Genomic DNA, 21,481 nt, shown 5'->3' with positions numbered 1-21,481 from the left:
TCGACTTCTCACGATGGCTGCCAGCAGGGTGAATCATCGGGTAGAGGCTGCCCTCTCATCCGAAGAGTTCTCCGCGGAGCAGTGGAGGGTCCTCGACTACCTCGACGAGAACGGCCCGTGCACGATGTCGGTGCTGGCCCAGGAAACGGGAACCAGCGGCGCAACCCTGACGCGGATCATCGACCGCCTCGTGAGCCGCGCGCTCGTCTATCGCAGCGCGGACGGAAACGACCGCAGACGCGTCCTCGTGCTCCTCTCCGATCGTGGACGGGAAACTGCCGACCGGGTGCGCCCCCTCGTGCACGGCGCGACAGATCAAGGCGCGGCACGGCTCACCTCGGACGAACGCGACGAACTCACCCGGCTTCTGCGCCGCATGGTCGCCGAGCCGGCAGACGACTCAAGCCTCGTGTCAGATCGAGCGGACGGCGATGGCTGAAACTGCGCAGGGGCGTGGGAGTTCGCAAGTCGACCGCCCACGGTCCGAGTTCTTCGGGACCATGCGGACCTGCCCCGCCAGTCACTCGTGCTCTGAGGGCGCGTAACTCCCGGGCGGACCGTCGTGCTCCAGCACGAGCGAGGCCACGCCCCCACAGATGGGACATCTACGGATGTCTACCCCCGCGCGAACTCGGTCGCCGATTCGGCCGCGCACTCCCCCTTCCCACGCCTCGAGGGAGTGCTCAGGCGCTCACGGCTCGTGCGTCCTCGACCCGGACCGCCACCCGACGGCCTCGATCTGACGCACTTGCTGGACCATCCACGGGCTCAGCGCCCACGGCGCAGCGGTCACCGCGGCGAGCATCTCCTCCGGCGTCATCCACCGGGTCTCGGCCACCTCATCGGGGTTGGCGGCAAGGGCCGGGCCATCCTGCGTGTCATGCCGCGCGAGGTAGACCGGGCACACCTCGTTCTCCACGACACCACTCGGATCGACCGCCCGGTACCGGAACGCCGGCAACACGCAGTCGAGGTCGCGTACGGCGATGCCGAGCTCGTGGCGCGCGTACCGCCGGACGGCGTCGGCGGTGTCTTCTCCGGGTCGTGGGTGGCCGCAGAACGCGTTGGTCCACACCCCGGGCCACGCCCGCTTGCCGAGCGCTCGCCTGGTCAACAGCACGCGACCGTCCTCGTCGAAGAGATGGCAGGAGAACGCCTGGTGCAGCGGAGTGTCGGCGGTGTGCACGCTCGCCCGGGGAAACGTTCCACACGGGCGACCGGCTTCATCGAGCAGGACGACCAGATCGGCCGAAGCCGGGGATGGGGGCATCCGATTCCCTTCTCGCTCGCCGGGGAGGACAGCAGGTCTTCGCATAACGTACCCATATGCACCAGAGCACGAGTGCTGGCAGAAGCGGCACCAGCACCTCGGACGTCCGTCGCGCTCGGGATGTCCTGGGCGTCAGGTGACTCGGTCATGAGTGCAACGTCGGCGGAGGCGCTGATCCGCGCCGCGCACCTGGGGCCCGCGACGGCGGTGACGGTGCTGGCGGCCGCGCTCGCCGTGTCCGCCGGCTTGTCGATCGAGCGGATCGTCCTGGTGACTGCTGCGGTGGCCACCGGCCAGCTGTCGGTCGGCTGGTCCAATGATCTGATCGACCGGGCCCGCGACCGACAGGTGGGCCGCGCAGACAAGCCCCTGGCCACCGGCGAGCTGTCGATCGCCGTGACGCTGTGGTCCTGCGCCCTCGCGCTGACGGCCACGGTGATCCTCTCTCTGCTGTGCGGCATCGTGCCCGGCCTCATCCACCTGGGGTGCGTCGGTGCCGCGTGGGCGTACAACCTGGGGCTGAAGTCCACCCTCTTCTCGTGGCTGCCCTACGCGGTGGCCTTCGGTGGCCTGCCGATCTTCGTCGTGATGGCTGAGCCGGGTGCGGGCCCCCCACCGGTGTGGATGCCGCTCGCCGGGGCGATGCTCGGGATCGGCGCGCACCTGGCCAACACGCTGCCCGACCTGGCCGACGACGAGGCGACCGGGGTGCGCGGACTGCCGCACCGCGTCGGAGAGAGATGGACCCGAGCGCTCTCCGTGACGATCCTGTGCGTCGCCTCGGTGGTGATCGCCCTGGGGTCGCGATCCCCGCCCGGCGGGCTCGTGCTGGTGTTGCTCGCGGCGGTCGCTGGGCTCGGGTGCGTGGCACTCTTGGCTGAGGGGCGCACGCCGTTCAGAGCAGCCGTGGCGATCGCCCTCGCCGACGCAGTCATGTTGGTGGCCGCCAGATGACCCGTTCCCAGGCTGAGCGAACTCACCGAGAGGAACCGCGAACATGAAGATCCTGTCGGTCCACGGCGCGCTTCCGCCGCATCGCCACCCGCAGGCAGAGGTGACCGATGCCTTCGCACGGATGATCGCGGGCGACCTGAACGACAAGGTCCTGCGCTCCATCCACGCGAACACCGGGGTCGCCTACCGCCACACGGTCCTGCCCCTCGAGCAGTACGGCGAGCTGGACAGCTTCGACCAGGCGAACGACCTGTTCCTCGAGCACGCGGTCACGCTGGGCGCCCGAGCGCTCGAGGACGCGCTCGAGGACGCCGGTCTGTCCGCGAGCGACGTCGACCTGATCATCTCCACGACGGTGACGGGCCTCGCCGTCCCCTCGCTCGATTCCCGGATCGCTGCCGTCGTGGGGCTGCGGCCCGACGTCAAGCGAGTGCCCCTCTTCGGCCTCGGCTGTGTCGCCGGAGCCGCCGGTGTCGCCCGACTGCACGACTACCTTGCCGGCCACCCGGGATCAGTGGCCGTCCTGGTCGCCGTCGAGCTCTGCTCGCTCACCGTCCAGCGCGACGACCTCTCCCTCGCCAACATCGTCGCCAGCGGGTTGTTCGCGGACGGGGCGGCTGCGGTCGTCGCTGGAGGGGGCTCGAGAGACGGCGCGATCGAGGTACTGGACTCCCGCAGCCGCCTGTACCCCGACTCGGAGCGGACGATGGGATTCGACGTCGGGAGCGGGGGCCTGAGGATCGTGCTCGATGCACAGGTGCCCGTGATCGTGGGGCGCCACATCCGCGGGGACGTCGACGGGTTCCTCGAAGGCCATGGTCTGAGTCGCAGCGACATCGAGTGGTGGGTGTGTCACCCCGGCGGCCCCAAGGTCATCGACGCCCTGCGGGACGCACTGGAGCTCGAGGACCACGATCTCGCCCTGACGCGCCAGTCCCTGTCGCAGATCGGGAACCTCTCCTCGGCCTCGGTCCTGCACGTGCTCGCCGACACACTCAGCGAGCGACCGCCGCGGCCGGGGTCCTACGGGATGCTCATGGCGATGGGTCCGGGCTTCTGCTCCGAGCTGGTGCTGCTGCGGGCCGGGGACGACGGCGACCCGACATGACGAGCCTGGGTGCACTGGTCATCGTGGTGATCCTGGTCGCCCTCGAGCGGCTGGCCGAGCTGATCGTCTCCAAGCGCAACGCCGCATGGAGCTTCGCTCGCGGGGGACGTGAGACGGGGCAGGGTCACTACCCGGTCATGGTCGTGCTGCACACCGGGTTCCTCATCGCCATCCTCATCGAGGCCTTCGTCCGGCGCCCCGAGGTCTCGGAGGTGCTGGCCTGGTCGATGCTCCTGGTCGTCATCGCCGCCCAAGCACTGCGGTGGTGGTGCATCGCCACACTCGGCCCCCGGTGGAACACACGCGTCATCGTCACCCCCGGGCTGCCCCTGGTGCGCTCCGGCCCCTATCGACTGCTGCCGCACCCCAACTACATCGCCGTCGTCATCGAGGGAGTGGCGCTGCCACTCGTGCACGCGTGCTGGATGACCGCGGTCGGGTTCACTCTCGCGAACGCCGTCCTCCTGCGGGTGCGGCTCCGGGTGGAGAACGAGGCACTGCGTGACCTCCCGGACGAGACCGGTCGGCTCGCCGGTGCGTGACCTCATCGTGGCCGGCGGTGGGCCGATCGGTCTGGCGACGGCGCTCTACGCCGCCCGGGCCGGCCTCGACGTCAGCCTGCGCGAGCCGCGGCGTGGCGTCATCGACAAGGCGTGCGGGGAGGGACTGATGCCGAGCGCGGTGGCCGACCTGAGGGCCCTGGACGTCGTGCTCGATGGCCACCCGATCGAGGGGATCCGTTACCTCGATGGCATCCGGCACGCCGAGGCGCGCTTTCGCGGTGGCACCGGCCTCGGCGTGCGCCGCACCGCCCTGCACGGAGCACTGCGAGAGCGCCTGATGGACACCGCGGTCTCCACCAGCGCAACCGCGGTGCGTGACATCACCGACCACGGCGACCACGTGGTCGTGGACGACGAGCCGACCCGCTGGCTCATCGGCGCCGACGGTCTGCACTCGCCGGTGCGCCGACACCTGGGGCTCGGGACGACGCCCGGCTCACCTCGGCGCTACGGGTTGCGGTGCCATGCCGAGATCGCCCCGTGGACCTCGCTCGTCGAGGTCCACTGGGCCGAGTCGGGCGAGGCCTACGTGACGCCCGTCAGCGAGACGGTGGTGGGCGTCGCCCTGCTCAGCGCCGCCCGGCGCCCCTTCCCCGACCTGATCCACGCCTTCCCGGAGCTGGTCGAGCGGCTCTCCGGGCGACCGCTCTCGCCGGCCCGCGGCGCCGGCCCGTTGCGGCAGAGCGCACGGCGACGCGTGGCCGGGCGGGTGCTGCTCGTCGGCGACGCGGCAGGCTATGTCGACGCTCTCACCGGAGAGGGGATCGCCCTCGGACTGGCCCAGGCCCGCGCCGCCGTCGCCGCCGTACTGGACGAGGAGCCCGAGCGCTACGAATCGGACTGGAGGCGGCTCACCCGCAGCCACAACCTCCTCACCCGCGGCCTCCTGACCGCCACCGGGGTCCCAGCGGTCCGCCGGCGGATCGTTCGGTCCGCGCACCGCCTGCCGTGGGTCTTCGATGCTGCGGTCAACCAGCTGGCGAAGCCACCCGGGTGAGTGACGAGACCAGGACGCGCGGCTGCCCGTATGCACCCCGCATCTGCCTAGGCAGATGCGACAGGGGGCGGGGGCGGCCCGCACTTGCCTAGGCAGATGCGACCGGGGGGAGGGCGGCGTTGCCCCCTCCTTTGCCACTCCCCCGTGATCTGGGGCACAGTTGGGCGCGAGGACACCGGAGACCCCGGGACCCGGTCGAGAGGACGCGATGAACACCCAGATGCCTGCCCCCCAGAAGGTCGCCGTCATCGGCGCCGGCATGGTCGGTCTGTCGACCGCCTGGTTCCTCCAGGAGCACGGCGTCGAGGTCGAGGTCCTCGACCGTGACGAGGTCGCGTCCGGCTCCTCGTGGGGCAACGCCGGCTGGATCACCCCGGGCCTGTCGACGCCCCTGCCCGACCCGGCGGTCCTCTCCTACGGCATCAAGGCCGTCATCTCCCCCTCCTCCCCGGTCTACGTGCCGGTGACCGGGGACCCGCGCCTGCTGCGTTTCCTCGCGACCTTCACCCGCAACAGCACGATGCGCCGGTGGTCACGCTCGATGCGCGCCCTGGTGCCGATCAACGAGTGCGCGCTGCCGGCCTTCGACGTCCTGGCCGCCGGCGGGGTCACCTCCCCCTCGAAGGAGGCCACCTCCTTCATCGCCGGCTACCGCACCGCGGACGAGACCGACTTCCTCCTCACCGAGCTCGAGCACATCGCCGCCTCCGGCCAGGACGTCGGCTTCGAGAAGCTGACCGGGGACGAGGTCCGCGCCGCGGAGCCGACCTTCTCCGAGGAGATCGGCGCCGGCATCCGGCTGCTCGGGCAGCGCTACCTCAACCCCATCGAGTTCGTCTCCTCCCTGGCCGACTCCGTGCGCGCACGCGGTGGCACGGTCCGCGAGGGCGCCCGGGTCACCGGCATCACCGATGAGGCGAAGGGGGTCCGCCTCGCCATCGCGCAGGGCGGCACCGAGGTCTACGACCGGGTCGTCATCGCGAGCGGAACCTGGCTGGACGAGCTCGCGCGCCCCTTCGGCGTGCGCACCCACGTCCAGGCCGGGCGCGGCTACAGCTTCAGCGTGCCGATCGAGCACACCCCGCAGGGTCCGGTCTACCTCCCGTCGCAACGCGTGGCCTGCACGCCGCTCGGCGACCGCCTGCGGGTGGCCGGGATGATGGAGTTCCGCCCGCCGGAGGCGCCGCTCGACCAGCGACGGGTCCAGGCCGTCGTCGACGCGACCCGCCCCCTCCTCACCGGAGTCGACCTCGACGACCGACAGGACGAGTGGGTCGGGTCGCGCCCGTGCACCCCCGACGGGCTGCCGCTCATCGGGGGCACGAGCTCACCGCGCGTCCAGGTGGCGGGTGGCCACGGCATGTGGGGGATGACGCTGGGGCCAGCCACCGGCCAGCTGCTCGCCTCGACGATGGTCACGGGACGTCCGGCGCCCGAGCTGACCCCCTTCGACCCCCTGCGGTGACCCAGGGCACGGCCGACCCGAGAGGCGAGGCCGTTACCTTTCCGTTACCGTAGGCGGCATGCGTTCCCCTTCGCTGAGCACAGCCTTGTCCAGTCGGGACAACTCGCTCAACGCAGTCCGGCTGCTGCTCGCCGCCGCCGTGGTCCTCGCCCACTCGTGGACGCTCGGCGGCTACGGCTCGAGCATCTTCACCTGGATCGGTGCCAACAGCGTCAACGGCTTCTTCGCGCTGTCCGGCTTCCTCATCGCCGGCAGCCGGTTGCGCAACACCTTCGGGCACTACCTGCGGCGCCGGGCCCAGCGGATCTTCCCGGGTTTTTGGGTCTGCCTCCTCGTCGTGGGTTTCGTCTTCGCCCCGATCGGTGGGCTCGTCGGCGGCCAGGGCTGGAACCCGAGCCACTCGCTGTCCTACGTCCTCGACAACGCGAGCCTCGTGCTCTTCACCCGCGACATCGGCGACACCCTCGCGGCCGCCCACAACACGGGTGAGTGGAACCGCTCGTTGTGGTCGCTCATGCACGAGTTCAGCGCCTACCTGCTGTGCGGCGCCGCGCTGGGCTTCGCCTGGGTGCGCCGCAACCTCGCCGTGGCCGCCGGGATCGCCGTGGTCGCCCTCCCGGTCGCCGGCTGGACCGTCGGCGACTTCGACGGCCCGGCGCACATGATCAACGACTCCCTGCGCCTGCTCTCCTTCTTCTCCGCCGGCGTCCTCGCCTACGCGCTGCGCGAGCGCATCCACACCTCGCACATCCTGGCGGCGCTGGCCGCCGTCTGCGTGGTCGCCGCCGGATTCACCTCGGACCTGGTGCTCAACACCTTCACGGCCGTCCCGCTGACTTACCTGCTGCTGCACGTGGGGGCCACCTGGCGCACCTCGATCGCCGCGAAGGAGGACGTCTCCTTCGGCCTCTACATCTACAGCTGGCCCGTCCAGCAGACGATCGGGATGCTCGGGCTCGGCGCCCTGGTGCCGGTGCCCGCCTTCGCGATCGTCTCGCTCGCCCTGACCTACCCCCTCGCCCTCGCCTCCTGGCGATTCGTGGAGAAGCCGGCGATGGGCGCCCGCGTCCCCTCCCGGGGCACCGGGGACCTCGACCCCGTGGCCGTCGCTCCGCGCCCGGCCACGCTGGCGGACCCGGCACGAGAGCTGCACATGCACTCGACCTTCATCGGCAGCCGCTGAGCGACCCCCCACGCTTCGCGCTCGAAGGCCCGGTCAGGCGATGAGCACGCTCACCGCGTGGATGACCAGCCCGGCGAGCGCGCCGACCACCGTGCCGTTGATCCGGATGAACTGCAGATCACGACCGACGAAGAGCTCGATGCGCTCACTCGCCTCGTCCGCGTCCCACCGCTCGACGGTCACCGAGATGACCTCAGCCAGCTCCTCGCCGTAGGTGTTGACGAAGAAGGCGACGATCTCCCCCAGGTGCGTCTCGAGCCGGCCCTGCCACGCCGGGTCCTGCGCGAGGTGCCCGCCCAGGTGCGTGAGCAGCTCGTCGCCCCGGGACCAGAAGTAGGAGTCGCGGTCGGCCATCGCCCCGAGCAGCGAGGTGCGCAGCGACTGCCACACGGCGACGGCGCTCGTCGGCACCTGCGGGTGCGCGAGCAGCCGCTCCTTGAGCGCCTCGGCGCTGGCCATGACCTGCGCGTCGTGCTGCAGGTCGTCGGCGAGGCGGCGCAGCAGGTCGTCCAGGGCACGTCGCGCCGGGTGCGCCGGGTCGGCGCGCATCTCCGCCAGCCAGCCCAGGGCCTGCTGGTAGGTCCACCCGATGACCCGGTCGTCGAGCCACTCGGGTGACCACCACGGGGCCTTCTCGCCGACGACCTCGGCGAAGAGCTCGGGATTGTCGGTGAGCCACCGGTGGATCTCATCGACCCCGAGATCGACGAGGCCGGTATGACTGCCCCCCTCGACCACCCCCTCGAGCAGCGAGCCGAGGATGGGGCTGACCGGTTCCTTGGCCAGCCGTGGCAGGAGCATCTGCGAGAGGAAGTCGTGGACGTCCTCGTCGGCGACCCGCTCCAGCCCGCGCGTCCCCCCGCGGGAGACCTCCGTGAGCACCCGCAGCCGGTTGTCGGGTTGCCCCAGCCAGACCCCCAGCCGCTCGGCCACGTGCGCGACCGCCAGCCGGTCACGGGCGATCTCCTCGGTGAGGAAGTTCTCCGAGACGAACTCCTGCAGGCTGCGCCCGAGCTCGTCCTTGCGCTTCTTCACCAGGGCGGTGTGCGGGACCGGGATGCCGAGCGGGTGGCGGAAGATCGCCGTCACGGCGAACCAGTCGGCGAGGGCGCCGACCATCCCGGCCTCGGCCGCGGTGTTGACGAAGCCCCACACGCCGTCGTGGTCGAGGCGCAGGGTGAGGACGTAGACGAGCGCCACCAGCACGAGCAGGCCGGTCGCGACGAATCGCATGCGGCGCAGGCCTGCCCTTCGTCGGGCATCAGCCGGGGTCGCCTGGAGGAAGCTCACGCCCCCGATCCTCTCCCATCGCGCCGCCTAGACTCACGCAGGTGGACTTCCTCAATGGGCTGCAACCCCAGTTCGACCTGACCTACGACGACGTCTTCATGGTGCCGCGGTACAGCGACGTCGCCAGCCGCCACGGCGTGGACCTGCGCACCTCCGACGGGACGGGCACGACGATCCCGCTCGTCATCGCGAACATGACGGCGATCGCCGGACGTCGGATGGCCGAGACCACCGCCCGGCGCGGCGGACTCACGGTCATCCCGCAGGACATCCCGGTGGACGTCGTCGCGGAGGTGATCTCCTTCGTCAAGGGCCGCCACCTCGTCCACGACACCCCGATCACCCTCGAGCGGGACGTCACCGTCGGCGAGGCCCTCGCGCTGATCTCCAAGCGCGCCCACGGTGCCGGGATCGTCATCGAGGACGACCGGCCGGTCGGCGTCGTGACCGAGCGCGACCTCGACGGTGTCGACCGCTTCACCCAGGTGCACGAGGTGATGTCCCCCGAGCCGATGACCCTCTCGGCCGACGTCGACCCCCGCGCGGCCTTCGACGAGCTGCACCGCGCGCGGCGCCGCGTCGCCCCCGTCGTGGACGGCAGCGGTCGTCTCGTCGGCGTCCAGACGCGGAAGGGCGCGGTTCGGGCGAGCATGTACACCCCGGCCCTCGACGCGGACGGGCGGCTGCGCGTCGCCGCGGCCGTCGGGATCAACGGCGACGTCGCCGGCAAGGCCACGGCACTGCTCGAGGCCGGCGCGGACGTCCTCGTCGTCGACACCGCCCACGGTCACCAGGCGAAGATGCTCGAGGCCATCGCCGCCGTCCGCTCCCTCGACCCGCAGGTGCCCGTCGTCGCCGGCAACGTCGTCTCCGCCGAGGGGACGCGCGCGCTCATCGAGGCCGGCGCCGACATCGTCAAGGTCGGCGTCGGGCCGGGCGCCATGTGCACGACCCGGATGATGACCGCGGTCGGCCGACCGCAGCTCTCCGCCGTCCTCGAGTGCGCCGCGGCGGCCCGGGAGCTGGGTAGGCACGTGTGGGCCGACGGTGGGGTGCGCCACCCGCGCGACGTCGCGCTCGCCCTGGCCGCGGGCGCGAGCAATGTCATGATCGGCTCCTGGTTCGCCGGGACGCTGGAGTCCCCCGGCGACCTCGTCACCGACCCCGACGGGCGTCGGTACAAGGAGTCCTTCGGCATGGCCTCCGCCCGCGCGGTGCGGGGCCGGACCGCGGAGGACTCTCCCTTCGATCGGGCCCGCAAGTCGCACTTCGAGGAGGGCATCTCGACCTCCCGGATGTACGTCGACCCGTCCGGTCCGGGTGTCGAGGACGCCATCGACCAGATCGTCGCCGGGGTGCGCAGCAGCTGCACCTATGCCGGCGCCGCGACGCTGGAGGAGTTCCACGAGCGGGCGCTCGTCGGCCTGCAGTCCACGGCTGGTTTCGCCGAGGGCCGACCGCTGCACACCTCGTGGTGACCCGATGAGACCCCTCGAGCCGCTGCAGGCACCGGTCGACCCGGTCGAGGCGCTGCGCCGCGTCGGGTTCCTCCTCGAGCGCTCCCGACAGCACAGTCGGCGGGTGGAGGCCTTCCGCGGTGCCGTGGGCGTCCTGCGCGGCCTCGACGAAGGGGAGGTCGGGCAGCGGGTCGAGGCGGGCACGCTGACCGAGCTCGCCGGCATCGGCGCGTCCACGGCCGGGGTCATCACGCAGGCCGTCCGCGGTGAGCTGCCCGACTACCTCGTCCGGCAGCAGGAGGAGCACGGCGGTCCGCTCGTCGAGGGGGCCGCGGACTACGCCGAGGCGATCATCGGTGACTGCCACCTGCACTCCGACTGGTCCGACGGCGGCAGCCCCATCGACGAGATGGTCCTCACCGCCGTCGAGCTCGGCCAGGAGTGGATGGTGCTCACCGACCACTCCCCGCGACTGCGGATCGCCAACGGCCTGTCGGCGCAACGCCTCTCGCAGCAGCTCGACCTCCTCGCGAGGATCGACGCCTCCCTGGGCGATGCCTTCACGCTGATGTCCGGGATCGAGGTCGACATCCTCGACGACGGGGCCCTGGACCAGAGCGAGGAGATGCTCGGGCGACTCGACCTCGTCACGGCGTCCGTCCACTCGAAGCTGAAGATGACCAAGGCCCCGATGACGCGCCGGATGGTTGCTGCCGTGAGCAACCCGCGGGTGAACGTGCTCGGCCACTGCACCGGCCGCCTCGTCACCGGCGGTCGGGGGACGCGCCCGCAGAGCGAGTTCGACGCGCGGCAGGTCTTCGAGGCGTGCGCCGAGCACGACGTCGCCGTCGAGATCAACTCCCGCCCCGAGCGCTGCGACCCGCCGGACGAGCTCGTCGAGCTCGCCCTGGAGATCGGCTGCCTCTTCGCGGTGGACTCCGACGCGCACGCTCCGGGGCAGCTGGAGATGAAGGCCTACGGAGCCGAACGGGCGCAGCGTCTCGGGGTGCCGCTGGAGCGCATCGTCACCACGTGGGAGGCCGAGCGCGTGCGGGAGTGGTCCGGGCGGCGCTGAGACTCACTCGTAGAGCTGGGGCGCCTGCTCACGCAGCTGGTGGGAGAGCGGCGCCGCGAGGGTGCGCACATAGGCCGCGGACAGGTGCGACTTGTCCCGGTAGACGACGACATTGCCGACGATCGCCGGGCACGTGCCGTCGGGGCAGTAGTAGTCGGACAGGTCGATGTACCCGACGTCCGGGGTCTCCTCCAGCTCGAGGAAGGGGGATGCCTTCGCCAACCCCCATCCCACACCGCCGGTCATCGGGGTGTCACAGGCCCGGGGGTCGTCCTCGCGACTGAGGCACTCCGAGAGGGGCTCGCGGATGCGCGGGCTGTCCCGGAGGGTGACCAGCGGGATGTCGCGGGCGCGCACCTCGGCCCACTGGTCGAGGAAGCCGAGCGAGGTGCTCTCCGGGGCGCCGAGGCTCGTGGTCGCGATGGTCACGACGAGGTCCGGGTCGAGCCCCTCCAGGGTGTCCACGACCGCCGAGTTCCACCCGGCGCAGGTGGTCCGCGGGGCCACGTCCCGGGGCGTCGGGTACTGCCCGTGATTGCTCGTGAGCTGACAGCCGCTCTTGTCGACGACGAGGATGCGCCAGCCGTGCTGCCGCCCGAGCTCCCGGAAGGCCGGGACCCACTGGCCCGCGTGCGAGCCTCCGGTGATGACGACGACCGGCATCTCCTGCCACCCCGGCGAGCCCTCCGGGCGGTCCGGGTCGTCGCAGACGAGCACCTCGTCCGTCCCGGGCCCAATCCCTTCCTGGCGACAGGGCTCGTCGTAGTAGGCCGGCTGGTCCTGCTCGAGCACCGCGAGGTCGGGGATCAGGGCCGCCCCGGGCTTCGCCTCGACCCAGCTGCGCGGGTCGAGCACCCGCCCGCCGGGGTTGTCCAGGACGAGGGGCTCGCTCGGGGTGCCGAGGGGAGAGTCCTCCGATGCGGCGGCGGTCAGCTGCTGCTGACGCGCCAGCTGGCGCTCCACGTCGCGCTGCAGGGCATTCGCGCCGAGCGCCGCCGGGGCGGCGACGACGGCGACGAGCGCGGCGCCCACACCCACCGCGATGGCCGGCCGCGCCCCGAGCCCCTTCGTCGTCGGGCGCTCGACCCCCCTGACGGTCAGCTGGGCGAGGGCCAGGCTCACCACGAGGATCCCGACGGCCTCGACGAGGTCGACCCGCTCGCTGCCGCGGTAGGTCAGCCACAGCACCAGCAGCGGCCAGTGCCACAGGTAGAACGCGTAGGAGATGTCGCCGATCCAGGCGAAGGGGGGCAGGCACAGCACCCGGCTGGCGCCCCACCTCGTGGGGTGCTCGGACCACATGACGAGAGCGAACCCGAGCACCGGCCACCAGGCCCACGGCCCGGGGAAGAGCGCTCCCCCGTCGAGGAAGAATCCGCAGGAGACGATGAGCGCGACGCCGATCCACCCGGTGACCGGCCGGACCCTCCTCGGCAGGACCTCGGACCCCAGCAGGGCGATGAGCGCGCCGACGGCCAGCTGCCACAGTCGCGTGCCGGTGTTGAGGTAGGCGTTCGCCTGATCCGCGTGGTGCATGTAGACGGCGTAGGGGAAGGAGAGGGCGATGACGAGGACCGCGACCGCGATCATCACGTGCCGCGCCCGGATCCCCATCCGCCGGGCGACCATGACGGCCCCGACGGTGAGCAGGGGCCACAGCAGGTAGAACTGGCCCTGGACCGACAGCGACCAGATGTGCTGGAAGACGCTCGTCTCACTGCCGGCCGCCTCGTAGGCCAGCTGGCTGTGGATCAGCTCCCAGTTCTCGACATAGAGCGTGGAGGCCGCGCCCTCGCGCAGCAGTGCGATCCGCCGACTCTCCGGCAGCACGATGAGTCCGAGGACCGTGGTGACCGCGACGACGGTGACCATGGCCGGCAGGAGCCGGCGCGCCAGTCGGCCGAGGTAGGGGATGACGGCGATCCGGCCCGTCGTCGCCGCCTCGCGCAGCAGCATGCCGGTGAAGAGGAAGCCCGACACGACGAGGAAGACGTCGAGCCCGCCGGAGACGCGCCCCTGCCCGAAGATGTGGAACAGGGCGACCAGGAGGATCGCCAGGCCGCGCAGACCGTGCAGCTCGGGCCGAAACCGTCGCTCCGGCAGGCCCTCGGTCAGCACCGTGCGCTCCCGCGCAGCCACACCTGACCCCACTGCCGTCCCTTCGTCACCGTCCCGAACTGCGGTCAGGCTAGTCGCGGGCCCCGCGGATCCGGGGCTCCCCGGCCCCGGCGTGGCGCCCGAGCACCTCGTTTTGGCGTTCCGCGATGTCTCTCGTATGCTTTCCGAGTCCTCGACGGATTCGGGTGCTGCCTGCTGCGTAGCGAGGGGTCCTTGAGGCTGGTCCCCATCGTCTAGCGGCCTAGGACCCCGCCCTTTCACGGCGGTAGCACGGGTTCGAATCCCGTTGGGGATACGCACGACAATTGAATGTGCCTTGCACACCACAAGGCCGCGTAGCGCAGTTGGTTAGCGCGCCGCCCTGTCACGGCGGAGGTCGCGGGTTCGAGTCCCGTCGCGGTCGCTCGCTGGTCCGGTCCGGACCGGCTCGGCCAGGTAGCTCAGTTGGTACGAGCGTCCGACTGAAAATCGGAAGGTCGGCGGTTCGACCCCGCCCCTGGCCACCGGATCCCACTCGACGGGCGCCACCGCACTGCGGTGGCGCCCGTCGTCGTCTCGCGGCACGCCCCGCGCCGCTTCGCTCCCCCGCAGACGACGTGGGAGACTGACCAGTCGTGAGCCGATCGAGGAAAGCACCTGCCATCACCCAGCGGTTGCAGCAGGCGGCGAGAGCCGCGCTGACCGAGCGACGACCCGCTGGCGCCGCGACGGCGACCCCTCCCCCCGGGCCCACCTCGGCACCTGGGACGACCCCGTCGCCCGAGCGCACCGCACCGCCCGCGTGTGCCGTCAGAGCCCCCAACTCCCCCGTCCCTCCTCTCGAGCTCACCGTCGCCGTCGCCGCCGGCCCGCGCCTGTCGGAGGTCCTCGCCCCGGAGTGGATCCAGCGCCCGCTCGGCCCCGACACCTGGCGCGAGGACATCACCGGAGTCGACCTGCTCCTCCTCGAGGGCGTGGGCGGCTCGGTCCCCGGCTGGGGCGACGGGTCGGCCCTCGTCGAGATGCTCACAGCAGCGAAGGGAGCGTCCCTCGCGACGGTTCTCTGGGTCACCGACGACGACGCCCCGGGTGAGTGGGCCGCCGACGTCACCACCATCGGTGCCAGCTCCACCCGGACCGTCGACGGGCTGATCGCCGCAGGCCGCGCCGCCCACCACTGGCAGCCGGCCGCACAGCCCCGCACCTGCGGCCTGGCCCGCGACGACGACACGACCACACGCCGCTCCGGCGCCCTCGTCGTCGTCGATGGTCTCTCCCGACTCGGTGACGACTCCTCCCTTCGCCTCCTCGCGGACGCGCTGCAGCCCATGCCCAAGGCACAGACCACGGTCGTGCAGCTCCCGGGGGCCTCCTCCGTGACCCTTCCGCCCGCCCTGACCAAGCGCATCTCCCCCGGTGAGCTCGCCGATGCATCCGTCCTGGTCGACCTCTCGGCCACCTCTCCTGCGGGTGCGTGGACGAGCGTCGCGGCGGCGGCCGCGCAGACGCCCGTCGTCGGCACCCCCGACACCGCCGACGTCCCCGACGCGGTCAACGCGCTCGTGCCCCGCGTGGACGAGCCGAAGGGCCTGCGCAGCGAGATCGTCGCCCGCGTCCACCAGCAGGAGCTCGTGGCCCGGGAGGGACTGCGCCTGCAGCGCACGGTCCTCGCCGGTCACACGGGCGCCCACCGCGCCCGTGAGCTCGCCGGGGCCGCCGGCCTCACCGTCCCGGCGATCACCCCTCCGACGATCTCCGCGGTCGTGCCGACCAACCGCGCCCACGAGCTCGACAACGTCTTCGCCAACCTCGGCCGTCAGGACCACGCGGCGCTCGAGCTCGTCCTCGTGCTCCACGGACTGGACACCGACGACGCCGACCTGCGCCGTCGCGCCACCCGGGCGGGCGTGCGCGACGTGCAGATCATCCACGCGGACGCCTCACTGACCCTCGGTGCGTGCATGAACCTCGGCGTCGACGCCGCCGCCGGGCAGTACATCGCCAAGATGGACGACGACAACATCTACGGCGAGCACTACTTCTCCGACCTGCTCGCGGCCTTCTCCTACACCGACGCCGGCATCGTCGGGAAGTGGGCGCACTACGTGTGGCTGCGCGCCACCGGAGCGGTCGTCCTGCGCTACCCCGACGCCGAGCACCGCTACGAGCGCCGCATCCAGGGTGGGTCGATGCTCTTCGCCGGGGACGTGGCACGGCAGGTCCGCTTCAGCGACATCCCCCGCGCCGTCGACTCCGACATCCTCGACCGCTCCATGGCCGAGGGGGTGCGCGTCTACTCCGGCGACCGGTACAACTACGTGTCCCTGCGCGGCGACGACCGCCACTCGCACACGTGGACGGTCACCGACTCCACCTTCCTCACCGCCGCGGGGCACCTCCTCTTCTACGGTGACCCCACGACGCACGTAAGCCTGTAGACCCGCGGCCACCCCGCGACGACCGACGACGAGAAGGACCTGACAGTGGCATCCACCGACAAGACCAGCGCGAAGTCCCAGGGCAAGCGCGCCGCACGCGCCGTCGTGCGCCGGGTCAGCCTCGACCCCGTGGCGTCGTTGCCCAGCCAGGGCGGCGCCCTGGGCCTGCGGGCCGTCTTCGCGCAGGCACGCACCCTCGTGCTCGACGCCAAGGAGTACGACAAGGGTCTGCGGCTCCTCGGCCGTCTGCCCGAGTCCGCCCTCGGGACGACCGGTCACGGCCTGCGCGCCTGGGCCCACCTCTCGCGCGGACAGCTCGACGAGGCGACCCGGGAGGCCCACGCCGTCCTCGCCGGCGACCCGGATGCCGAGGCCCTCGGCCTGGCGATGGCGGTGGCGCAGCGCGGTCGCCGCACCGCGCTCATCCGCGAGACCAATGCCCTGGCCGCGGTGACCCAGCCCCGGACCACCCGGGACGCCGAGCGTCTCCTCGGCTGGTTCGCCACCACGGACGTGCTCGAGGCCGAGGCCTTCATCGCCAACGTGGCGACGTGGAGGGTCAGCCACAGCACCCACACCCTGGAGCTGATCCGCACCGAGACCGAGATCCGCGGTGCCGGTGACGTGGCAGCCCAGCGCGCCACCGCACTCGAGGTCGGTCAGCGCTCCCCGGAGGGCTTCCGGTCCGCGACGCGCGTCCTCGGCGACCTCAAGGGCTGGGACGAGCTGCGTGAGCTCTTCGTCGTGCACGACGCGGCGACGGTGGCCGTCGTGCCGAAGAAGACCGCCATCTCGCTGGCCCGTCAGGCCGCCCGTGCCGGCTGGCTCGACACCGCGCAGGTCATCACCGGCCGGATGATCGAGACCGGCACCTACGCCGGCGCGCGCGAGACCCACGCCCAGGTCTCCGACCAGATCCACATCGGCCGGACCGGGTGGCCGACGGAGGAGGCCCGGGAGCGCTCCTACGAGCCCGCACCCCGCGCCGTGCTCTCCGTCCTCGCCCAGTCACTGCCGCACCGCTCCGGCGGGTACGCCACGCGCAGCCACGGCATCCTCACCGGCCTGCAGGGCCTGGGCTGGGACATGCTCGCCGCGACCCGCCTCGGTTTCCCCTACGACTTCTGGGGCCAGGGGACCACGCGCAAGGTCGAGGCCACGTCCGTCGTCGACTCGATGACCTACGTGCGCCTCCTCGAGCCCGGCGAGCGTGAGTACGCGACGACACCGATGTCGAGCTACATCGAGCGCTTCGCCGGCCGCGTCGAGGAGGTCGCGAGACAGCACCGCGCCGGCCTGATCCACGCGAGCAGCTTCCAGAACAACGGGCTCGCCGGCCTGCGCGCCGCCCGCCGCCTGGGCCTTCCCTTCGTCTACGAGATGCGCGGCCTCGAGGACCTGATGAAGATCTCGCGCAACCCCGACTTCGGCCGCACCGACGCCTACCGGTACATGACCGCCCTGGAGCTGCACATCGTGCAGCACGCCGACCTCACCTTCGTCATCACCGAGGCACTGCGCGAGGAGATGATCCGCCGCGGCGGGCCGGCCGAGCGGATCGCCGTCCTCCCCAACGGCGTGCACACGAGCCAGTTCGAGCCCCGCCAGCCGGACGAGGCACTCGTCGACGAGCTCGGCCTGCGCGGCAAGACGGTCATCGGCTACGCCGGCGGTCTCGTGGACTACGAGGGTCTCGACCTGCTGCTGCTCGCGGCCGCGGAGCTGAAGCAGACCCGGGACGACTTCGCGGTGATCATCGTCGGCGACGGGCACTTCGAGGGGCAGCTGCACCGCATGGCCCGTGACCTCGACGTCCTCGACGTCGTGACCTTCACCGGTCGGGTGCCGCACGAGGAGGTGGCCCGCTACCTCTCGATCTTCCAGATCACGCCCTTCCCCCGGCTGCCGCTGCCCGTGTGCGAGCTGATCAGCCCGATCAAGCCCTTCGAGTCGATGGCCATGGGCAAGGCGTGCATCTCCAGCTCGGTCGCGGCGCTCACCGAGATCGTCGAGCCGGACGTGCGCGGCCTCGTCTTCGACAAGGGTGACGCCTCCGACTTCGCCCGCCAGATCGCCCGCTACCTCGACGACCCGCAGCTGCGCGAGCGGATGGGCCGCCAGGCCCGGGAGTGGGTCCTCGCCGAGCGGGACTGGAGCGACGTCACGAGGATCGCCGACGCGGCCTACCACCGCCTCCTCGGCTGACCCCCGACGAAGAGGGCCTCACTCCTTCGCGCTGGCGGCCGCCTCCGGGATGTCTTGGGTGGTGATCTCCTCGACGGGGGTCTTGGTGACCCCGGCTGCCGACAGCTCGCGCCAGATGATCGGGGTCATCGTCCGGACGTACGTCGCCGTGACGTGGCTCCCCTGCCGGTAGACGAGCACCTCGCCGATGGCCGGCGGGCAGGTCTGCGCATCGGTGGGGCAGACCCACCGGTCGAGCTCGAGGTAGGTCCCGTCGGCCTGGTCGGCCGCCTGACCCAGGCTGGCGTCGACGTCCTCCCGGGGGAAGCCGCAGTCGGCGTAGTCGCCGTCGCCGGCCTCCTCGACACAGGAGTAGACCTCCTTCCCGGGGTGCTGGTTGTTCGCGACGGTGACGGCCTGGCCACCCCCCTCGGTGAGGGTCCGCAGCGGGGTGGCGAGGTCCGCGGAGGCGACGTCGGGGTCGCTGGCCGAGCTGACGACGACGTCGGGGGTGCGGGTCTCGTCGCTCGACATGAGGTCCACCGCGTTCTTCGTGTACTCCGCGCACTCTGAGTCCGCGCTCTCCCCCTCGGCGAAGGCGCACTTCGACTTCAGATAGAGGTCGAGGCGCCAGCCCTCCTGGCGGGCGATCTCCTCGAATGCCGGGAACCACTGGCCCATCTTCGAGTCACCCACCAGGGCGATGACCGTGTCGGAGTTCTCGTCCCCGTAGGTGCACGAGGTGTCGACCGTGGTGTCGCCGGGTTGGACCTGACAGCCGTCGTCGTAATAGCTCGGGACGTCCTTGGTGGCCACGGCAGGGTCCGGGTTGAGCGGGCCCGAGGTCGTGAGCACCGAGTCGAGGTCCTCACGCACGGACCACTCCTGCGCGGACTGGTCCCCGATGAGGGCCGTCGCGCCCGTGACCCGGGCGTCCTCGTCGAGCGTCGGCACGCTCGCCCAGACAGCGGCCCCGACGAGCGCCGTGACGGTCATCGAGGCGAGGCCGAAGAGCAGGCCACGGGAGGCCTTGGCACTGAGCCCGGGGTGGAAGCGGATCGGGTCCTCGACGAGGTGCTTGGTCAGCCACGCCAGGACGATCGAGAGGACCCCCACGAGGACGAGGTGGCGGATACGGATCTCGGGATAGGCGACCTTGGCCAGGGTGATCAGGGGCCAGTGCCACAGGTAGATGGCATAGGAGAGGCCACCGATCCACACCATCGGCCTGAGGCTGAGCAGCCTGGCCGTGACGGTGCCCTGGGAGGCGCAGCCCGCGGCGATGATCAGGGCGGCTCCGACGGTCGGCGCGAGCGCCCAGGAGCCGGGCCAGGGAACCGTGCCGTCGAGGAAGAACGCCGACCACAGCACGAGCACGAGGCCCACGGCGGCGACGGCCTCGGCCGCACGTCGTGGCAACGAGGCCAGGCGGACGACGAGGAAGGCGAGCAGGGCGCCGATGGCCAGCTCCCAGACCCGGGTCGTCGTGTAGAAGTAGGCGGTCGCCGGGTCGGACGCCGTGTGGACGATCGAGTAGCCGAGCGACGCGGCGGCGATGGCGCCGAGCATCCCGAAGAGCAAGGGCTTGGGGCGCAGGCGCGTCCGCCGGGCGATGACGAGTCCGAGGATGATGATCAACGGCCAGACGACGTAGAACTGCTCCTCGACCGACAGCGACCAGTAGTGCTGCAGCGCGGAGGGCGCTGCCCCCTCGGCGAGGTAGTCGACCGACCGGTAGGCCAGGCCCCAGTTGACGACGTAGAAGGTCGCGGTGATGACGTCGATCCCGAGGTTGGCCCGGTCCGCGCCGGGCAGGACGAACCACCCGAGGACCGCGGTGAAGAGCAGCACGACCGAGGCCGCGGGCAGCAGCCGGCGCGCGCGGCGGGCGTAGAAGTCCGCGATCGAGATCCGTCCGCTCTTGGCGGCCTCACGCAGCAGGAGGGAGGTGATGAGGAAGCCGGAGATGACGAAGAAGATGTCGACGCCGACGAATCCGCCCGGCATGAAGGGGATGCCGACGTGGTAGATCAGGACGGTGCCGACGGCGACGGCCCGCAGGCCCTCGATGTCACCGCGGAGGTTCTTCTTCCCCTTCGCGCCGTGTGCTGCCTCGCCGGCTGCCCCCTTGACCTCGGCCGGCAGCTCCTTCTCCCCCGGCGGCGCGCCGCTCACGCCCTGCCTCGACGGGCAGCCCCCACCGACCCGGCCAGGACCGTGGCGATGCGCTCGCCGGCGTGGCCGTCCCACAACGGCGGGGTGTCCCACTGGGTGAGGGGTCCCGTTGCGAGGACCTCCCGCACGCTCTCGACGAGGGTCTCCCGGGTGACGAGCCGGTTGGTGCCGTGCGTGATCGTCACCGGGCGCTCCGTGTTGGGACGAAGGGTGAGGCACGGGACCCCGAGGATCGTCGTCTCCTCCTGGACACCGCCGGAGTCGGTGACGACCGCGGCAGCGCCGCGGACGAGACCCATGAACTCGATGTAGCCGAGCGGGTCGATGACCCGCATCCTATCGTGGGCGAGGAAGCCGGCCTCCTCGAGGCGAGCCCGCCCGCGCGGGTGGAGCGGGATGACGACCTGGGCCTGGTCGGCGACGGCGTGCATCGCGGCGACGAGCGCCTTGACGTCGTCCGGGTCGTCGACATTGCCCGGGCGGTGCAGCGTGGCGACGATGTAGTCGCCGTCGATGCCGACCTCCCGGCGAGCCGCGTCCGCGTCGAAACGGTCCTTGTTCTTCAGCAGGGTGTCGATCATCGGGTTGCCGACGAAGTGGATCTTGTCGGGCGCCGTGCCCTCGTTCCCGAGGTGGGCGATCGCGTCCGTGCTCGTGGTGAGCAGCAGGTCCGAGAGCTTGTCGGTGACAAGACGGTTGATCTCCTCGGGCATCGTCATGTCGAAGGAGCGCAGTCCGGCCTCGACGTGGGCGAAGGTGATGCCCATCTTCGCCGCCACGAGGGCCGCTGCCACCGTGGAGTTGACGTCACCGTAGACGACGACGAGGTCGGGGCGGCGGTCGGTGAAGAGCTCCTCGAGCGCCTCCATGACCTTGGCCGTCTGGGCGCCGTGGGCTCCGGAGCCGACCCCGAGGTTCACGTCCGGCTTCGGGATGCCCAACTGCCGGAAGAAGATGTCGGACATCTTGTCGTCGTAGTGCTGACCGGTGTGCACCAAGAGCTGCTCGACGTCGTATGCGGCCAGCCCCTCCAGGACGGGTGCCGCTTTGGGGAAGTTCGGCCGCGCACCGGTGACATGGACTACGAGCGCCATGAGTTCTCCTGCCTTGGCGATGAAAGCGTGTGACTTCAGGACCGCCGCTCAGTCTGACACGTGGATCTGGTGGTCGCGGGAAGCACACCAGTCGTGGCGCAACCACCGCGCCCGATCTCCCCGGCGGGCCG

The 21,481-nt window shown here is 71.4% G+C and carries 16 protein-coding genes and 3 tRNA genes; 14 read left to right on the top strand and 5 right to left on the bottom strand.

All coding sequences use genetic code 11. The features are described from left to right. The first annotated feature begins 13 nt into the window (after positions 1-13). Positions 14-439: a MarR family winged helix-turn-helix transcriptional regulator gene (locus ACR9E9_RS04345; RefSeq protein WP_435202059.1), complete on the top strand. Its 426-nt coding sequence runs from the start codon at positions 14-16 to the stop codon at positions 437-439. 252 nt (positions 440-691) lie between these two features. Here ACR9E9_RS04345 and idi read toward each other — a convergent pair whose 3' ends face one another. Next, positions 692-1,270 carry an isopentenyl-diphosphate Delta-isomerase gene (idi, locus tag ACR9E9_RS04340; protein ID WP_435202057.1) on the bottom strand — a complete coding sequence of 193 codons (579 nt, stop codon included), beginning with the start codon at positions 1,268-1,270 and terminating at the stop codon, positions 692-694. Positions 1,271-1,417: 147 nt separating this feature from the next. Between idi and ACR9E9_RS04335 the strand changes: the two genes are divergently transcribed. The 6 genes from ACR9E9_RS04335 (at position 1,418) to ACR9E9_RS04310 (ending at position 7,540) form a co-directional block, all read left to right on the top strand. Further along, entirely contained in the window at positions 1,418-2,224 is an 807-nt protein-coding gene (locus ACR9E9_RS04335) for a UbiA family prenyltransferase (protein ID WP_435202055.1), read from the top strand. 43 nt (positions 2,225-2,267) lie between these two features. Then, a complete protein-coding gene (locus ACR9E9_RS04330) occupies positions 2,268-3,332 on the top strand; it encodes a type III polyketide synthase (protein ID WP_435202053.1) in 1,065 nt (354 codons plus the stop codon). Further along, positions 3,329-3,874: an isoprenylcysteine carboxyl methyltransferase family protein gene (locus ACR9E9_RS04325; RefSeq protein WP_435202051.1), complete on the top strand. Its 546-nt coding sequence runs from the start codon at positions 3,329-3,331 to the stop codon at positions 3,872-3,874. Before ACR9E9_RS04330 ends, ACR9E9_RS04325 begins: the two co-directional genes overlap by 4 nt. Beyond that, positions 3,834-4,892, top strand: a complete 1,059-nt coding sequence (locus ACR9E9_RS04320) for a monooxygenase (RefSeq protein ID WP_435202049.1) — start codon at positions 3,834-3,836, stop codon at positions 4,890-4,892. Before ACR9E9_RS04325 ends, ACR9E9_RS04320 begins: the two co-directional genes overlap by 41 nt. Positions 4,893-5,112: 220 nt before the next feature. Next, positions 5,113-6,357, top strand: a complete 1,245-nt coding sequence (locus tag ACR9E9_RS04315) for an NAD(P)/FAD-dependent oxidoreductase (protein WP_435202047.1) — start codon at positions 5,113-5,115, stop codon at positions 6,355-6,357. Positions 6,358-6,415: 58 nt separating this feature from the next. Continuing rightward, positions 6,416-7,540: an acyltransferase family protein gene (locus ACR9E9_RS04310; RefSeq protein WP_435202045.1), complete on the top strand. Its 1,125-nt coding sequence runs from the start codon at positions 6,416-6,418 to the stop codon at positions 7,538-7,540. A gap of 33 nt (positions 7,541-7,573) precedes the next feature. Here the strand turns inward: ACR9E9_RS04310 and ACR9E9_RS04305 are convergent, their stop codons facing one another. Next, positions 7,574-8,830 (bottom strand): DUF445 domain-containing protein, encoded by a 1,257-nt coding sequence (locus ACR9E9_RS04305; protein ID WP_435202043.1) that lies wholly within the window; start codon positions 8,828-8,830, stop codon positions 7,574-7,576. Between the two features lie 41 nt (positions 8,831-8,871). Between ACR9E9_RS04305 and ACR9E9_RS04300 the strand changes: the two genes are divergently transcribed. Both ACR9E9_RS04300 and ACR9E9_RS04295 read left to right on the top strand, forming a co-directional pair. Then, entirely contained in the window at positions 8,872-10,308 is a 1,437-nt protein-coding gene (locus ACR9E9_RS04300) for a GuaB1 family IMP dehydrogenase-related protein (RefSeq protein ID WP_435202041.1), read from the top strand. Between the two features lie 4 nt (positions 10,309-10,312). Then, positions 10,313-11,362, top strand: a complete 1,050-nt coding sequence (locus tag ACR9E9_RS04295; RefSeq protein ID WP_435202039.1) for a PHP domain-containing protein — start codon at positions 10,313-10,315, stop codon at positions 11,360-11,362. Positions 11,363-11,365: 3 nt separating this feature from the next. Here the strand turns inward: ACR9E9_RS04295 and ACR9E9_RS04290 are convergent, their stop codons facing one another. Beyond that, positions 11,366-13,480 carry an acyltransferase family protein gene (locus ACR9E9_RS04290; protein ID WP_435202037.1) on the bottom strand — a complete coding sequence of 705 codons (2,115 nt, stop codon included), beginning with the start codon at positions 13,478-13,480 and terminating at the stop codon, positions 11,366-11,368. Between the two features lie 222 nt (positions 13,481-13,702). Between ACR9E9_RS04290 and ACR9E9_RS04285 the strand changes: the two genes are divergently transcribed. The 5 genes from ACR9E9_RS04285 to ACR9E9_RS04265 all read left to right on the top strand — a co-directional run bounded on the left by ACR9E9_RS04285 (position 13,703) and on the right by ACR9E9_RS04265 (position 18,102). After that, positions 13,703-13,775: transfer RNA gene (locus ACR9E9_RS04285), tRNA-Glu, on the top strand. 34 nt (positions 13,776-13,809) lie between these two features. Next, positions 13,810-13,883, top strand: a tRNA-Asp gene (locus tag ACR9E9_RS04280). A gap of 26 nt (positions 13,884-13,909) precedes the next feature. Beyond that, positions 13,910-13,983, top strand: a tRNA-Phe gene (locus ACR9E9_RS04275). Positions 13,984-14,094: 111 nt separating this feature from the next. Further along, positions 14,095-15,897, top strand: coding sequence for a glycosyltransferase (locus ACR9E9_RS04270; RefSeq protein WP_435202035.1), 1,803 nt, complete (start codon positions 14,095-14,097; stop codon positions 15,895-15,897). A 45-nt stretch (positions 15,898-15,942) separates the two neighbouring features. Continuing rightward, positions 15,943-18,102, top strand: a complete 2,160-nt coding sequence (locus tag ACR9E9_RS04265; RefSeq protein WP_435202033.1) for a glycosyltransferase family 4 protein — start codon at positions 15,943-15,945, stop codon at positions 18,100-18,102. A gap of 18 nt (positions 18,103-18,120) precedes the next feature. Here the strand turns inward: ACR9E9_RS04265 and ACR9E9_RS04260 are convergent, their stop codons facing one another. After that, complete coding sequence (locus tag ACR9E9_RS04260; RefSeq protein WP_435202031.1) at positions 18,121-20,256, bottom strand: acyltransferase family protein; 2,136 nt, start codon at positions 20,254-20,256, stop codon at positions 18,121-18,123. Further along, positions 20,253-21,350, bottom strand: a complete 1,098-nt coding sequence (gene wecB / locus ACR9E9_RS04255; protein ID WP_435202029.1) for a non-hydrolyzing UDP-N-acetylglucosamine 2-epimerase — start codon at positions 21,348-21,350, stop codon at positions 20,253-20,255. The genes ACR9E9_RS04260 and wecB overlap by 4 nt, the downstream gene beginning before the upstream one ends. Between the last annotated feature and the right edge of the window lie 131 nt (positions 21,351-21,481).

This window comes from Janibacter sp. GS2 (genome assembly GCF_051200835.1).
Classification (GTDB): domain Bacteria; phylum Actinomycetota; class Actinomycetes; order Actinomycetales; family Dermatophilaceae; genus Janibacter.
Note: the sequence above shows the minus strand (reverse complement) of the source record. Positions and strands in the feature narration are given on the sequence as shown.